This is a genomic window from Nocardioides sp. (genome assembly GCF_030019515.1).
Lineage (GTDB): Bacteria > Actinomycetota > Actinomycetes > Propionibacteriales > Nocardioidaceae > Nocardioides.
Map to the genome: position 1 here is coordinate 296,707 of NZ_JASEEQ010000004.1, position 14,207 is coordinate 310,913.

A 14,207-nucleotide genomic window follows, 5' to 3' on the forward strand; every position below is an offset into this window, starting at 1 on the left:
TCGCTCACCAGGCGTAGAGGACCCGCAGCACCGCGAGGACGACCGGCAGCCCGAACAGCACCAGCAGCGCCCACGCGGTGACGCGGTGGGCGAGCTTGGAAGGGTCCAGCTGGCCGGCGAAGTCGAGGATCGCCCCGTCGGGCACGTGGTGGGTCAGCCCGAGCCGGCGGGCGTCCGGCGGCAGGTGCTGCCCGGGGAACCAGTACGGCGGCGCCGGGCGGTCCGGGTCGTCGTCGAGACCCCAGTCCTCGGCGTACGGGTCGTCGCCGGCGGCACCCTCTCCCCACGCCTGGCCACCCATGCGGTCACGGTACTCGCAACTCGCTGGGCCGGTGCGGGAGCAGCCCGTAACATGGAGGGGCTCGATCGCCTATCGGAGAGGGTGCCCCGCACGGGGCTTCCATGACTGACAGCAACCACCAGGGGGACCGCCCCGCGACCGCCACGCGGCACACGGTCGTGGTCCCCAACAGCATCAACATGGTCAGCCTGCTCGGCCCCGGTGACGAGCACCTCGGTGTCATCGAGCGCTCCTTCGACGCCGACGTCCACGTGCGCGGCAACCGGGTGGCGCTCTCCGGCGAGCCCGGCGAGGTGGCGCTGGCCGAGCGGCTCCTCGACGAGCTGGTCGCGATCATCCGCACCGGCCAGGGCGTGACGACCGAGACCGTCGAGCGGGTGGTCTCGATGCTGCGCGCCGAGACCACCGAGCGCCCGGCGGACGTGCTCAGCCTCAACATCCTGAGCAACCGCGGCCGGTCGATCCGTCCCAAGACGCTGAACCAGAAGCGCTACGTCGACTCGATCGACAAGCACACGATCACGTTCGGGATCGGCCCGGCCGGCACCGGCAAGACCTACCTCGCGGTCGCCAAGGCGGTGCAGGCGCTGCAGTCCAAGAACGTCAACCGGATCATCCTCAGCCGCCCGGCGGTCGAGGCCGGCGAGCGCCTCGGGTTCCTGCCGGGCACGCTCAGCGAGAAGATCGACCCCTACCTGCGGCCCCTCTACGACGCGCTGCACGACATGATCGACCCCGAGACCATCCCCAAGCTGCTCGCCGCCGGCACCATCGAGGTGGCGCCGCTGGCGTTCCTGCGCGGCCGCTCGCTCAACGACTCCTTCATCATCCTCGACGAGGCACAGAACACCACGCCCGAGCAGATGAAGATGTTCCTGACCCGGCTCGGCTTCGGCTCCAAGATCGTGGTCACCGGCGACGTGACCCAGACCGACCTCCCCAACGGGCAGAAGTCCGGGCTGCGGGCGGTCGAGGAGATCCTCGACGAGGTGGAGGACATCAGCTTCAACCGGCTCACCAGCCACGACGTCGTACGCCACAAGCTGGTCGGCAGGATCGTCGCCGCGTACGACGAGTTCGACGCGCACGTGGCGCGCTCCCAGGAGCTCAAGCAGGCGAACCGTCCCGGGGCGCACAGTTGAGCATCGAGATCCTCAACGAGTCCGGCCACCCGCTGGACGTCAAGCGGCTCGCGGCGCTCAGCCGCTTCGTGATGGACCGGATGCGGGTGCACCCGCTGGCCGAGCTGTGCATCAAGGCGGTCGACGAGCCGACCATCGCGCAGCTCAACGAGCAGTGGATGGAGAAGGAGGGGCCCACCGACGTGCTGGCCTTCCCGATGGACGAGCTGCGCCCCGGCCTGGTCAACGAGGAGCCCGAGGAGGGCGTGCTCGGCGACCTGGTCCTCTGCCCCGACGTCGCCGCCCGCCAGGGCGAGACCGCCGGGCACGGCACCGAGGCCGAGATCGAGCTGCTGACGGTGCACGGCATCCTCCACCTGCTCGGCTACGACCACGCCGAGCCGGAGGAGCACCGGGAGATGTTCGGGCTCCAGGACGAGCTCCTGGCCGCCTGGCGCGCCCAGTGATCGACCCAGTGATCGACCAGTGAACGACCCGGTGAGACCGCGGTGAGCGTCTGGCTGCTGCTGGTCGCGGCCGCCCTGGTCGTGCTGGCCGGGCTGTTCTCGGCAGTCGACGCCGCGGTGTCGTCGTTCTCCCGCGCCCGCGCCGAGGAGCTGCTCGCCGAGGGCCGGCCCGGGTCGAGGCGGCTGGTCGCCCTCCTCGACGACCTGCCGCGCTACCTGAACACCGCGCTCCTGCTGCGGCTGCTCTGCGAGGTGTCCGCGATCGTCATCGTCACCCTCGAGGCGAGCAGCGCGTACGACGGGCGCTGGTGGGCGACCGCGCTGACGGTGATCGGCGTGATGCTGGTGGTCTCGTTCGTCGCGATCGGCGTCGCGCCGCGCACCCTGGGCCGGCAGCACTTCGAGCGGGTCGCGCTGCTCTCGGCCGCGCCGCTGGCCACGGTGACGGCCGTCCTGGGCCCGCTGCCGCGGCTGCTGATCGTGGTCGGCAACGCGCTCACGCCGGGCAAGGGCTTCCGCGAGGGACCGTTCTCGACCGAGACCGAGCTGCGCGAACTGGTCGACCTGGCCGAGGCCTCCGCGGTGATCGAGTCCGGCGAGCGCAAGATGATCCACTCGGTCTTCGAGCTCGGCGACACCATCGCCCGCGAGGTGATGGTTCCCCGCACCGACGTCGTCTACGTCGAGCGATACAAGAACCTGCGCCAGACGCTGTCGCTGTTCCTGCGCAGCGGCTTCTCCCGGGTGCCGGTCATCGGGGAGAACCTCGACGACGTCGTGGGGATCGCCTACCTCAAGGACATCGTCCGCCGCGACTTCGAGGCACCCGACGTCGAGTTCACCCAGCGCATCGACGAGGTGATGCGGCCCGCGCACTTCGTGCCGGAGTCGAAGCCGGTCGACGCGCTGCTCTCCGAGATGCAGGCGATGCGCCAGCACATCGCGGTCGTCGTCGACGAGTACGGCGGCACCGCCGGGCTGGTCACGATCGAGGACGTGCTGGAGGAGATCGTCGGCGAGATCACCGACGAGTACGACGAGGCCACGGTCGAGGTGGAGAGCCTCGACGACGGGGCGGTCCGGGTCTCCTCGCGCTACCCGATCGACGACCTCGACGAGCTGTTCGGCTTCGCGGTCGAGGAGGAGGACATCGACAGCGTGGGCGGCCTGATGGCCAAGCACCTGGGCCGGGTCCCGATCCCGGGCTCGTCGGTCGAGGCGCACGGCCTGCGGTTCGAGGCCGAGGGGGTCTCCGGGCGCCGCAACAAGATCGGTACCGTGCTGATCCACCGGGTGGAGCCGGCCCACGACGAGGACGAGGAGCACGATGACTGACCTCGCCGGCGGGCTGTCCGCCGAGGACGCGAAGCTGGTGACGCTGGCCCGCGCCACCCGCGCCCGGACCGGGGCCGCGGAGGGCGCCGCCGTCCGCGACGCCGACGGACGCACCTACGCCGCCGCCACCGTGGACCTGCCCTCGTTGCGCGTCTCCGCCGTCGGCGTCTGCGTCGCGATGGCCGTCGCGAGCGGCGCCAAGGGGCTCGAGGCGGCGGTCGTGCTGACGGACGCGGCGCGCCTCGCCGAGGCCGACCTCGCCGCGCTGCGCGACCTGGGCGGCGCCGGGGTCGTGGCCCATCGCGGCGACCCGCGCGGGGCCGTCCTCGAGTCGACGACGACCTGACGCACGCCGTCCGGACGGCGAAATTCCGGAGCGCGCCCGACCGGGCGCCTGGAGTAGGTTGCTCCCGTGAGTCTGCGTGGCTGGGCCGCACACGAGGCGGCCGTCGAGCGCCTCAGGTCCTCCTACGCCGCGATCCCCGCGGGCGCGCCGGTGCGCCTCGCGAAGCGGACCTCCAACCTGTTCCGCCCGCGCACGGCCACCCACGCCCCCGGGCTGGACGTCTCCGGGCTGGACGGCGTGATCGCGGTCGACGCCTCCGCGCGGACTGCCGACGTGCAGGGGATGTGCACCTACGAGGACCTCGTCGACGCCACGCTGCCGCACGGCCTGGTCCCGAAGGTGGTCCCGCAGCTGCGCACGATCACCCTCGGCGGCGCGGTCACCGGCCTCGGCATCGAGTCCACGAGCTTCCGCAGCGGCCTGCCGCACGAGTCGGTGCTCGAGATGGACGTCTTCACCGGCGCGGGCGAGGTCGTCACCTGCCGTCCGGGCCCGGACGGCGAGCACGGCGACCTCTTCGCCGCGTTCCCCAACTCCTACGGCTCGCTCGGCTACGCCACCCGGCTGCGGATCGAGCTCGAGCAGGTGCCGGCGTACGTCTCGCTGCGCCACCTGCGCTTCGACGACCTCGGCGCGCTGGCGAAGTCGATCGCCGAGATCGCCGACGCGCGCTCGTACGACGGCGTCCGCGTGGACGGGCTGGACGGGGTGGCCTTCGGGCCGGGGGAGTACTACCTCACGCTCGCCACCTGGACGGACGCACCCGGGCCGGCGCCCGCGAGCGACTACACCGGGCAGCAGATCTACTACCGGTCGCTCCAGCACCGCGAGACCGACCTGCTGACCACCTACGACTACCTGTGGCGCTGGGACACCGACTGGTTCTGGTGCTCGGGCGCGTTCGGGGTGCAGAACCCGACGGTGCGCCGGCTGTGGCCCCGGCGCTGGCGGCGCTCGGACGTCTACCACCGGCTGATCGGGCTGGACCGGCGGATCGGCTTCGCCGACTGGCTGGACCGGCGCCGGGGCCGGCCGCTGCGCGAGCGGGTCATCCAGGACGTCGAGGTGCCGGTCGAGCGGCTGCCCGACTTCCTGGAGTGGTTCGACGAGGCCGTGGGGATGCGCCCGGTCTGGCTGTGCCCCTGCGTGGCGCTGCGCAGCTGGCCCACCTACCCGCTCGAGCCCGGGCTGCTCTACGTGAACGTGGGCTTCTGGGGCACCGTGCACGTCGGCCCGGAGGCCGTCCGGGCGCCGCGCAACCGGGCCATCGAGGAGCGGGTGCACGAGCTCGGCGGCCACAAGTCGCTCTACAGCGAGGCCTTCTACGACCGGGCGACGTTCGACAGGCTCTACGACGGCGAGAACCTCGCCGTCGTGAAGGGTCGCTACGACCCGCAGGACCGGCTGACCAGCCTCTACGACAAGGTGGTGAAGAGACATTGACCCGGCAGACCAGGACCATCACGATCGCCCAGGCGTTCGACACCCTGCTCAAGGAGCCGCTGCCACTGCGGTTCACGGCGTACGACGGCAGCTCGAGCGGTCCGAAGGATGCGCCGTTCCGCTTCGACCTGCGCAACCAGCGCGGCCTCTCCTACCTGCTGACCGCCCCCGGTGACCTCGGGATGGCGCGCGCCTACGTGACCGGCGACCTGGTCATCGAGGGCGTCCACCCCGGTGACCCGTACGAGGCGATGCGGCTGCTGCAGAAGGGGCTCAAGATGCGCCGCCCGTCCCCTGCGGAGGCGGTCGAGATCCTGCGCGCGGTCGGCTTGTCGACGCTGCGCCCGCCCGCGCCGCCGCCCCAGGAGACGATCCCGCGCTGGCGGCGCGTCGTCGAGGGGCTGCGCCACTCCGAGGGCCGTGACGCGGAGGTGATCCGCCACCACTACGACGTCTCGAACACCTTCTACGAGTACGTCCTCGGCCCGTCGATGACCTACACCTGCGCCGTGTATCCCACCGAGGAGGCGACCCTCGAGGAGGCGCAGTCCGCCAAGTACGAGCTGATCGCCCAGAAGCTCGGCCTCCAGGCGGGCCAGCGCCTGCTCGACATCGGCTGCGGCTGGGGCGGCATGGTCCGCCACGCCGCCCGCGAGCACGGCGTCCAGGTCCTCGGCGTCACCCTGTCCAGGGAGCAGGCCTCATGGGCTCAGCAGGCGATCAAGGAGGAGCGCCTCGACCACCTCGCGGAGGTCCGGTTCATGGACTACCGCCACGTGGAGGAGACCGGCTTCGACGCCATCTCCTCGATCGGCCTGACCGAGCACATCGGCGTGCGGAACTACCCGGCGTACTTCGGCTGGATCCGCGACCACCTGCGCCCCCAGGGCCGGTTGCTCAACCACTGCATCACCCGCCACGACAACCGGCCCCGCGAGACCGGTGCGTTCATCGACCGCTACGTGTTCCCGGACGGGGAGCTGATCGGGTCGGGCACGATCATCACCGAGGCGCAGGACGCCGGCCTCGAGGTGCAGCACGAGGAGAACATCCGCGTGCACTATGCCAAGACGCTCGCCGCCTGGTGCCACAACCTCCAGGAGAACTGGGACGCGTGCGTCGCCGAGGTCGGCGAGGAGACCGCCCGGGTGTGGGGGCTCTACATGGCCGGCTCGCGGCTGGCGTTCGAGCGCAACGAGATCCAGCTCCACCACGTGCTCGCCACCAGGACCGACGCCAACGGCGCCAGCGGCTACCCGCTCCGGCACGCCTTCTGACCCGCCGCGCACCTGACGGAACTGTCCTCCGTCCGCGGGTTCTCGGACACCTCCGTCAGGTGCGCGGGCCACCCGGGTGCGGGCACCGATAGCCTCGACCCGTGAGCACGAGGGCCCAGCAGTACGACGCGCAGGTGCTGCGCTGCGAGCGGCTCTCGGCGCACCTGGTCCGGCTCACCCTGGGCGGTGCGGGCCTCGCGGGCTTCGCGAGCACCGGCATCCCCGACGAGTGGGTGGGCCTGGTGGTGCCCGGGCAGTTCCAGAGCCGCTACTACACGGTGCGCTCCTGGGACGGCACGGAGCTGGTGGTCGACGTGGTCGTGCACGAGACCGGGCTCGTCACCGAGTGGGCGCAGCTGGACGTCGTGGGACAGACGGTGACGATCACCGAGGCCAAGGGCTCGTTCGCGATCCCGGCGGACGCGCAGTGGCTGATCCTGGTCGGGGACCTGACCGCGCTGCCGGCGATGGCCCGGATCGCCGACGGCGTCCAGGTGCGCACGTACGTGTTCGCCGAGGTGCCGGACGAGCTGCCGGACTACCTCCCGGCCGGCCCGCAGGTCACCTGGCTGGCCCCGCCGGGCGCGGGCCGGAGCCGGCTGGCCGAGGTCGTCGAGGGCATCGACTGGCCGGAGGGCGAGGGCTACTTCTGGATGGCGGGCGAGTCCGCGCAGATGCGCGCGATCCGCAAGCACCTGATGCGGGTGCGCCGCCTGCCGAGCATGGCGTACGACGTGATGGGCTACTGGCGCGCCAACGCGCAGCGCCAGCCGCGCGCCGTCGACCCGGGCCCGATCTACCGGGCCGGCAAGGCGGCCGGGAAGTCCGACGAGCAGATCTGGGCCGAGTACGACGAGGCGAGGGACCACTCATGACCGAGCAGCCGAGCAAGCACCGGAGCGGGTTCGTGTCCTTCGTCGGCCGACCCAACGCCGGCAAGTCGACGCTGACCAACGCCCTGGTCGGCAGCAAGGTCGTGATCACCTCCGACAAGCCGCAGACCACGCGCACGGTGGTGCGCGGCATCGTGCACCGCGACGACGCGCAGCTGATCCTGGTCGACACCCCCGGGCTGCACCGGCCCCGGACCCTGCTGGGGGAGCGGCTCAACGACCTCGTGAAGACCACGCTCGCGGAGGTCGACGTGGTCGCGGTCTGCCTGCCGGCCAACGAGAAGGTCGGCCCGGGCGACCGATTCATCGTCAACGAGATGGCGAAGATCAAGCGCACCACCAAGGTCGCGGTCGTGACCAAGACCGACCTCGCCTCCGCGGACCGGATCGCCGAGCACCTGCTCGACATCGCGCGCCTGGGCTCCGAGACCGGCACCGAGTGGGCCGAGATCGTCCCCGTCTCGGCGCGGTCGGGCGACCAGGTGGGGCTGTTGGCGGACCTGCTGGTCGGGCTGCTGCCCGAGGGGCCGCAGCTCTACCCCGACGGCGAGCTCAGCGACGCTCCCGAGGAGATCCTCGCCGCGGAGCTGATCCGCGAGGCCGCCCTGGAGGGCCTGCGCGACGAACTGCCGCACTCGGTGGCGGTCGTGGTCGAGGAGATGGGCCTGCGCGAGGGGCGTCCCGACGACAAGCCGCTGCTCGACGTGCACGCGAACCTCTACGTCGAGCGCGACTCCCAGAAGGGCATCATCATCGGACCGAAGGGCGCCCGGCTGCGCGACATCGGCACCCGCGCCCGGACCCAGATCGAGGCGCTGCTCGGTACCCCGGTCTATCTGGACCTGCACGTCAAGATCGCCAAGGACTGGCAGCGAGACCCGCGCCAGCTCAGGAAGCTGGGCTTCTAGGAAGGGGGGGTCCTGATGAGCCGTCCCGCGCCGTTGGCGCGCTGGCACGCGATCGCCGAGGCCCGCGACCCCGCCGGCCTGGCCGAGCTGCTGGCCGACGACGTCACGTTCCGCTCGCCGGCCGTCCACACGCCGCAGGAGGGGCGCGACCTGACCACGGCGTACCTCTCCGCCGCGATCGTGGTGCTCGGCCCGACGCTGACCTACCTCCGCGAGTGGTACGACGACTCCTCGGCGGTGCTGGAGTTCCGCGCCGAGCTGGACGGGCGGACCGTCCACGGCGTCGACATGCTGACCTGGGGCGAGGACGGGCGGCTCACCGACTTCACCGTGATGGTCCGCCCCTTCACGGGCCTGCAGCGGCTGATCGAGCTGATGGCCGCGGAGCTCGCCAGGCTGGCAGCGGCTCAGCCCGGAGCCCAGCAGCGCCCGTAGCGCTGGCCGCCGGCCCACTGCTCCGCGGTCGGCCACTCGTAGCCCCACTGGTAGTCGAGCGAGGACTCGGCCGCCGCGGCGCCCGCGTCGCGGCACGGGCCCTCCCCGGCCGCGCGCACCTTCTCCTCGCCCGGGTAGGCGGTCCCGGCCAGCGGGACGACCGCGATCGCGCGCCAGGAGTGCTCGGCCGCGCAGACGACCCGTTCGAAGCCCTTCGTCCCGGGCTGTGCGGTGCCGCACATGGCGTAGCGGTCCCGGCCCGCGGTCTCGTCGAGCACGCCCGCCAGGCGCCCGGTCAGCGGCGCGAGCCGGTCCTGCGCGGCCAGCGCGACCACGTCGCAGCGGTACCACGACGCGCCGGAGTCCGACTCCTCGACGCTGGGCGTGAACCACACGGCGCGCAGCATGCTGAGCCGCCGGTCCTCCCGGGTGCCGCCGACGAACGCGGCCAGCCGCTCGGGGCAGGCCTCGGCGACCTGGGCCTGCACCCGGTCCGCGTCGACCGCGAGCAGGTGCCCGTCGACGACCGTGTCGAGCCTGCCCACGGCGAACGTCATCGAGGTGTGCCGGGAGCGGCAGGCGACCGGCTGGTGGTCGGTGGTGGGCGCGATCGCCTCGTCGTAGGCCAGCCGGTAGCAGGCCCGGTCCGGCGGGGCCGGGACCGGCGTGGCGGACGGCGGCGGCACCGGGGTGCTGCTCGGTGCGGCGGGCGGCCGGTCCGCCGTCGGGTCGTCCCCGCCGGTGCAGCCGGCGACACCCACGGCCAGGCCCACGGCCAGGCCCGCTGCCAGCACGGCGGTCGGCACCACGGTGGCGGACGGCCGGGTCACTGGTCGGTCTTCGCCCAGCACACCGACCGGCGGTTGCCCGCGTCCCACTCCGCCTGGTGGAACCACGTGTAGCCGAAGTCGTAGTCGACCGGGTAGTTCAGCCACGCGCCGACCGACTTGGAGCAGAAGTCCCGGGTCGTGACCTCCACCACCCGGTCGCCCGGGTAGTCGTCGCCCTGGTCGCCGAGGGCGATCGTGGTCACCGCGCGCCACTGGTGCGGCTCGTTGCACGGGACCTTCACCGAGCCGGCGACCGTCGGCCCGTCGGCGCAGACCATCCAGTGGTCCTTCGGGCGGCCGAGCAGCAGGCCCTTGGCCGTGGTCGGCAGGTCGACGTACTCCTTGCTCTGCTCGCCGCCGCCGACGACGTCGCAGCGGTACCAGCGTGCGCCGTCGTCCCAGGCGTCCTCGCTCGGCCGGAACCAGGCCCAGCTGACGACGGTGCGCATCACCAGGCTCTCGTCGGCGCCGAGGAAGTCCATGAACGCCTGGGAGCACGTCTCGTAGGCCCAGGAGCCGAGGCCCCCGTCGTCGTAGTCGACGTCGTCGAAGGTGTCCGGCAGCTGGCCGACGGCGTAGGTCTCGGCCGTGTGCGGCTCGGTGCAGTCGACCGGAGCGGTGGTGTTGCTCGACCGGGCGACGTCCTCGGGGGCGAGCACCCGGCAGGCGCCGAGGTCCGGGGCCGTGTCGGCCGCGGCGGGCGTCGCCTCGTCACCGCACGCAGCGAGGGCACCGGTCAGCGCCAGCCCGAGCGCGAGCGCGCCCAGCCGCGCACGGCGGCGCTCGGCCAACGGCACGGTTCCTCCTCGCAGGGTGCGGGCCAGAGTCCGCGTGATCGTACCGCCGCGGGCCGGGCACGGGGGCACCCGTCGTAGTGATCCGGGACGGATCGGGTACCCGGGCGGCAAGGACGGACCCGGTGCCCCGGGCCACGGGGATGGCAGGGGCAGCGTATACGACGAGGGGGTGTGCGGTGGACCGGGAAGGACTCCGGCAGCGTGACCGGCACGTCGTGACCACCATGCAGGACGCCCTCCTGCCGGGCGGCGTGGTCGCGCTGCCCCGGGTCGACGTGGCCGCCCGCTACCTGCTCTGCGAGGACGAACGCTCGGCCGGCGGCGACTGGTTCGACGCGGTGCCGCTGGGCGGGGGCCGGGTCGGGCTCGTCGTCGGCGACGTCGTCGGCCAGGGCGTCGGCGCGGCCTCGGCCATGGGACAGCTCCGTGCGGTGCTCACCGCGGCGCTGCTCTCCCGGGAGGACCCGCTGGCCGCGCTCCAGGATGCCTCCCGCTTCGCCGCGGCCGTGCCCGAGGCGCGCGGCGCCACCGCAGCCGTCGCGCTGGTCGATCCCGCCGGCGGCGCGCGGGCGTCGGTGCGCTACTGCACCGCCGGCCACCCGCCGCCGCTGGTGGTCCGGGCGGACGGGTCCGCGGCGTTCCTGCCGGTCACCGGAGGCGGCCCGCTCGGCAGCGGTACGCCGCTGCCGGGCGCGGACGCGGCCCTCGACCCGGGCGACCTGCTGCTGCTCTACACCGACGGCCTGCTCGTCCGCCCCGACGCGGTCCCTGGGTCGAGTCTGGACGACCTGCTGGCCGTGGCCGCCGGGGCGTGCCGGGACGCCGCGCAGGCGCCGGCGGGCGCGACCGCCGAGGACGCCTGCGAGCGCACCCTCGAGCGACTGACCCGGGACACGGGCGTCACCGACGACGCCACCGTGCTCGCCGCCCGGCTGCTCCCCGGCGCGACCGCGGACCTGGTGCTCGACCTGCCCGCGCTGCCGGACACCCTCCGGGTGGTCCGCCTCGAGCTCGGCGGGTGGCTCGCCGACCTGCGGCTGTCCGCGATCGACCAGTTCGCGCTGCAGCAGGCGGTGGGCGAGCTGGTGGGGAACGCCGTCGAGCACGCCTACCCGGCGGGGTCGCACGCGACGCGCACCTCGGTGCGGGTCCGGGCCACCCATACCGACGAGGGATGCATCCAGGTGGACGTGGCCGACGACGGGCGGTGGCGGCCGCGCTCGCCCGACCGGGCCCACCGCGGGCTGGCCCTCGCCAGCGGCTTCGTCGACCACCTCGAGCCGGTGCCCGCCGAGGCCGGCACCCACCTGCGGGTCCGCCACCGCCCCCTGCGTCCCGCACCCCTGCTGACCGCGGCCGCGGTCGGCCCTGACGGCCGGGCCCGGCCGGGTCGGGAGCTGCCGGGCCTGACCATCCGGCGGGGCGCGGGCGGCGACCTCCGCCTGGGCGGCGCCGTGGACCAGCTCAGCGTCGACCGGCTCGCAGCGGAGGTGCGCCGCTCGACCGCCGGGGCGGGTCCGTCGGTCGTCGTGGACCTCTCGGGCGTGACCCTGCTCTGCAGCGGCGCCGTTCAGGTGCTCAGCGACGCCGTCCCGGGCATGGCCGCCGTGCACGCGCCGGTGGTGCTGCGGGCGCCGGCCGGCAGCGTGGCCGAGCTGGTGCTGGACCTGACCCGGGTGCCCCACGAGACGACGAACGGCCCGACCGGCTGACGGCCTCGCCGCCCGCGAGCGTCCGGGCTGGGCTCACCCGGCCTGCTGCAGCTCCTCCCTCAGGTCGCCGAGGATCCGGCTGAGCAGGCGGGAGACCTGCATCTGGGTGACCCCGAGGTCCTTGCCGATCTCCTCCTGGGTGAGGTCCTCGAAGAACCGCAGGTACAGGATGCGGCGGTGCCGCTCGGGGAGCCGGCGTACGACGGGCGCCAGGATCATCCGGGCCTCGGTCGCGGACCCGTCGGCATCCTCGCCGGCGAGCAGGTCGCCGACCGGCGTCTCGCTCTCGCGCCCGACCGGCTGGTCCAGGGAGGCCGGCTGGAAGCAGCCGAACGCGGACGCGGCGTCGCGGTACTCCTCGACCGTCGTGTCGAGCTCGGCCGCGATCTCGGCCTCGGAGGGCTCGCGGCCGCGCTCCTGGGTGAGCCGCTCGATCACCTGGTTCACCCGCCACTGGAGCTCCTGGATGCGGCGCGGCGGGCGCACGGTCCAGCCCTGGTCGCGGAAGTAGCGCTGCAGCTCGCCGCGGATGGTGGGGACCGCATAGGTGAGCAGGTCGTTCCGCAGCTCGGGGTCGAAGCGGTGCACGGCCTTGGTCAGGCCCTCGTAGGCGACCTGACGCAGGTCCTCCTGGGGGACCCCGCGGTTGCGGAACCGGGCGGCGACGGCCTCGGCGACGCCGCGGTTGATCACCACGACCCGCCCGAGCGCCTCCTCGCGCTGCTCGGGATCGCTGCTGTGCTGGGCCTCGTCGAGGAGCCGGGCCGTCTGCTCGGACCGCTCGGGCCGGGTGAGCCCGCAATCGGGGTCCGTGGTCGGGTCGATCTGGTCGAGAGGGCCGTCCGTCGAACGGGTGGGCAACGCGGTCATCGGGCACCTCCATCCCGAGTGAATGGGGGCCTTGCCGACGTCCTTCGGCAAGGTTCGAGCGTCCGTCTCCTCCCTGGCGACGCTACCGGCTCAGCCCGGTTGCGCAACCTCGCGGCGGCGTGGGACGCCACGTCGGGGCCCTTACCCGGGGGTCCCGGGCGAGAAACGCCGCCGGGCCCTCGGCACGCCAAGACCACCCGTAGGGGTGATGCCGCCGCGGGCCGGCCTGGGTACCCGCGGTGGAAGTCGACCGAGAGCAGGAAGGCAGGAACCGATGCAGGCTGTGACCTGGCAGGGCCGCAAGGACATCCGCGTGGAGGAGGTCCCCGACGCCCGGATCGAGGAGCCCACGGACGCGGTGATCCGGGTCACCAGCACGGGGCTGTGCGGCTCGGACCTGCACCTCTACGACCCGCTGACCCCGTTCATGACGCCCGGCGACATCGTCGGCCACGAGCCGATGGGCGTGGTGGAGGCGGTCGGCGCGCAGGTGTCCGCGCTCTCGGTGGGCGACCGGGTGGTGGTCCCGTTCAACATCAGCTGCGGATCGTGCTGGATGTGTGAGCGCCGGCTCTACAGCCAGTGCGAGACGACGCAGAACAGGGAGACCGGCACCGGCGCGAGCCTGTTCGGCTACAGCTCGCTGTACGGCGCCGTGCCCGGTGGCCAGGCCGAGCTCCTCCGGGTGCCGTTCGCGGACTTCCTGCCGGTCAAGGTGCCGCACGGGCCGCCGGACGACCGCTTCGTCTACCTGTCCGACGTGCTGCCGACCGCCTGGCAGGGCGTGGAGTACGCCGCGATCCCGGAGGGTGGCACGCTCCTCGTGCTCGGCGCCGGGCCGATCGGGGACATGGCCACCCGGATCGCGCTGCACCGCGGGATCCGCGTGATCGTCGTCGACCGGGTGCCCGAGCGACTGGCGAGGGTGTCGGCCCGGGGCGCCGAGATCCTCGACCTGGGCGAGATCGACGACGTGGCCGAGCAGGTCCGCGGGCTGACCGGCGGGCGGGGCGCGGACAGCGTCCTCGAGGCGGTCGGCATGGAGGCGCACGGCTCGCCGGTCGCCGAGGCGGTCCAGAAGTCGCTGCGGCTGCTGCCCAAGAAGCTGCAGCAGCTGATGATGACCAACCTGAGCGTGGAGCGGCTCGCGGCGCTGTACCTCGCCTTCGAGGCGGTGCGCCGGGGAGGGACCGTGTCGATCTCGGGCGTGTACGGCGGCACCTCGGACCCGATGCCGATGATGCAGCTGTTCGACAAGCAGCTCCAGCTGCGGATGGGTCAGGCCAACGTCCGGGCCTGGACCGACGAGCTGCTCGCGCTGCTCCAGCAGGACGAGGACCACCTCGGCGTCGAGGGCTTCGCGACCCACCACCTGCCCCTCGACGCGGCACCCCAGGCGTACGCGTCGTTCCAGGCCAAGGAGGACGGGATGGTCAAGGTGCTGTTCCGGCCGTGACCCGCGTGGGCTAGAG

The 14,207-nt window shown here is 73.1% G+C and carries 15 protein-coding genes; 11 read left to right on the forward strand and 4 right to left on the reverse strand.

Annotated elements, in window-relative coordinates; all coding sequences use genetic code 11:
• Positions 1-4: 4 nt before the first annotated feature.
• Positions 5-301, reverse strand: coding sequence for a hypothetical protein (locus QMC84_RS08110; protein WP_300373667.1), 297 nt, complete (start codon positions 299-301; stop codon positions 5-7).
• Positions 302-402: 101 nt separating this feature from the next.
• On the opposite strand from QMC84_RS08110, the gene QMC84_RS08115 reads away from it, so the two are divergent.
• The 9 genes from QMC84_RS08115 (at position 403) to QMC84_RS08155 (ending at position 8,526) form a co-directional block, all read left to right on the forward strand.
• Positions 403-1,443: a PhoH family protein gene (locus tag QMC84_RS08115; RefSeq protein ID WP_300373669.1), complete on the forward strand. Its 1,041-nt coding sequence runs from the start codon at positions 403-405 to the stop codon at positions 1,441-1,443.
• Positions 1,440-1,889 (forward strand): rRNA maturation RNase YbeY, encoded by a 450-nt coding sequence (gene ybeY / locus QMC84_RS08120; protein ID WP_300373671.1) that lies wholly within the window; start codon positions 1,440-1,442, stop codon positions 1,887-1,889. Before QMC84_RS08115 ends, ybeY begins: the two co-directional genes overlap by 4 nt.
• 42 nt (positions 1,890-1,931) lie before the next feature.
• Positions 1,932-3,224: a hemolysin family protein gene (locus QMC84_RS08125; protein ID WP_300373673.1), complete on the forward strand. Its 1,293-nt coding sequence runs from the start codon at positions 1,932-1,934 to the stop codon at positions 3,222-3,224.
• Positions 3,217-3,570, forward strand: coding sequence for a cytidine deaminase (locus QMC84_RS08130; protein ID WP_300373675.1), 354 nt, complete (start codon positions 3,217-3,219; stop codon positions 3,568-3,570). The genes QMC84_RS08125 and QMC84_RS08130 overlap by 8 nt, the downstream gene beginning before the upstream one ends.
• A 66-nt stretch (positions 3,571-3,636) precedes the next feature.
• Positions 3,637-5,013 carry an FAD-binding oxidoreductase gene (locus tag QMC84_RS08135; protein ID WP_300373677.1) on the forward strand — a complete coding sequence of 459 codons (1,377 nt, stop codon included), beginning with the start codon at positions 3,637-3,639 and terminating at the stop codon, positions 5,011-5,013.
• Positions 5,010-6,290 carry a cyclopropane-fatty-acyl-phospholipid synthase family protein gene (locus QMC84_RS08140; RefSeq protein WP_300373679.1) on the forward strand — a complete coding sequence of 427 codons (1,281 nt, stop codon included), beginning with the start codon at positions 5,010-5,012 and terminating at the stop codon, positions 6,288-6,290. The genes QMC84_RS08135 and QMC84_RS08140 overlap by 4 nt, the downstream gene beginning before the upstream one ends.
• Before the next feature lie 101 nt (positions 6,291-6,391).
• On the forward strand, positions 6,392-7,165 hold the full coding sequence (locus QMC84_RS08145) for a siderophore-interacting protein (protein ID WP_300373681.1): 774 nt from the start codon (positions 6,392-6,394) through the stop codon (positions 7,163-7,165).
• Positions 7,162-8,091 carry a GTPase Era gene (era, locus tag QMC84_RS08150; protein ID WP_300373683.1) on the forward strand — a complete coding sequence of 310 codons (930 nt, stop codon included), beginning with the start codon at positions 7,162-7,164 and terminating at the stop codon, positions 8,089-8,091. The genes QMC84_RS08145 and era overlap by 4 nt, the downstream gene beginning before the upstream one ends.
• A gap of 15 nt (positions 8,092-8,106) precedes the next feature.
• Positions 8,107-8,526, forward strand: coding sequence for a nuclear transport factor 2 family protein (locus QMC84_RS08155; RefSeq protein WP_300373685.1), 420 nt, complete (start codon positions 8,107-8,109; stop codon positions 8,524-8,526).
• Here the strand turns inward: QMC84_RS08155 and QMC84_RS08160 are convergent.
• Positions 8,499-9,356, reverse strand: a complete 858-nt coding sequence (locus tag QMC84_RS08160) for a septum formation family protein (RefSeq protein WP_300373687.1) — start codon at positions 9,354-9,356, stop codon at positions 8,499-8,501. The genes QMC84_RS08155 and QMC84_RS08160 overlap by 28 nt on opposite strands.
• Positions 9,353-10,153: a septum formation family protein gene (locus QMC84_RS08165; RefSeq protein WP_300373689.1), complete on the reverse strand. Its 801-nt coding sequence runs from the start codon at positions 10,151-10,153 to the stop codon at positions 9,353-9,355. The genes QMC84_RS08160 and QMC84_RS08165 overlap by 4 nt, the downstream gene beginning before the upstream one ends.
• 176 nt (positions 10,154-10,329) lie before the next feature.
• Here QMC84_RS08165 and QMC84_RS08170 point away from each other — a divergent pair, with 176 nt between their 5' ends.
• Entirely contained in the window at positions 10,330-11,865 is a 1,536-nt protein-coding gene (locus QMC84_RS08170) for a SpoIIE family protein phosphatase (RefSeq protein ID WP_300373691.1), read from the forward strand.
• 33 nt (positions 11,866-11,898) lie between these two features.
• On the opposite strand, the gene QMC84_RS08175 is transcribed toward QMC84_RS08170, so the two are convergent.
• Positions 11,899-12,735: a sigma-70 family RNA polymerase sigma factor gene (locus QMC84_RS08175; protein WP_300373693.1), complete on the reverse strand. Its 837-nt coding sequence runs from the start codon at positions 12,733-12,735 to the stop codon at positions 11,899-11,901.
• Positions 12,736-13,009: 274 nt separating this feature from the next.
• Between QMC84_RS08175 and QMC84_RS08180 the strand changes: the two genes are divergently transcribed.
• Complete coding sequence (locus tag QMC84_RS08180; RefSeq protein ID WP_300373695.1) at positions 13,010-14,191, forward strand: zinc-dependent alcohol dehydrogenase; 1,182 nt, start codon at positions 13,010-13,012, stop codon at positions 14,189-14,191.
• Positions 14,192-14,207: the final 16 nt, after the last annotated feature.

Bases quoted from the DNA above. Each gene is read 5' to 3' on its own strand.
- QMC84_RS08110 (WP_300373667.1), bottom strand. From the start codon at position 301: ATGGGTGGCCAGGCGTGGGGAGAGGGTGCCGCCGGCGACGACCCGTAC.
- QMC84_RS08115 (WP_300373669.1), top strand. From the start codon at position 403: ATGACTGACAGCAACCACCAGGGGGACCGCCCCGCGACCGCCACGCGG.
- QMC84_RS08130 (WP_300373675.1), top strand. From the start codon at position 3,217: ATGACTGACCTCGCCGGCGGGCTGTCCGCCGAGGACGCGAAGCTGGTG.
- era (WP_300373683.1), top strand. From the start codon at position 7,162: ATGACCGAGCAGCCGAGCAAGCACCGGAGCGGGTTCGTGTCCTTCGTC.
- QMC84_RS08155 (WP_300373685.1), top strand. From the start codon at position 8,107: ATGAGCCGTCCCGCGCCGTTGGCGCGCTGGCACGCGATCGCCGAGGCC.
- QMC84_RS08175 (WP_300373693.1), bottom strand. From the start codon at position 12,735: ATGACCGCGTTGCCCACCCGTTCGACGGACGGCCCTCTCGACCAGATC.
- QMC84_RS08180 (WP_300373695.1), top strand. From the start codon at position 13,010: ATGCAGGCTGTGACCTGGCAGGGCCGCAAGGACATCCGCGTGGAGGAG.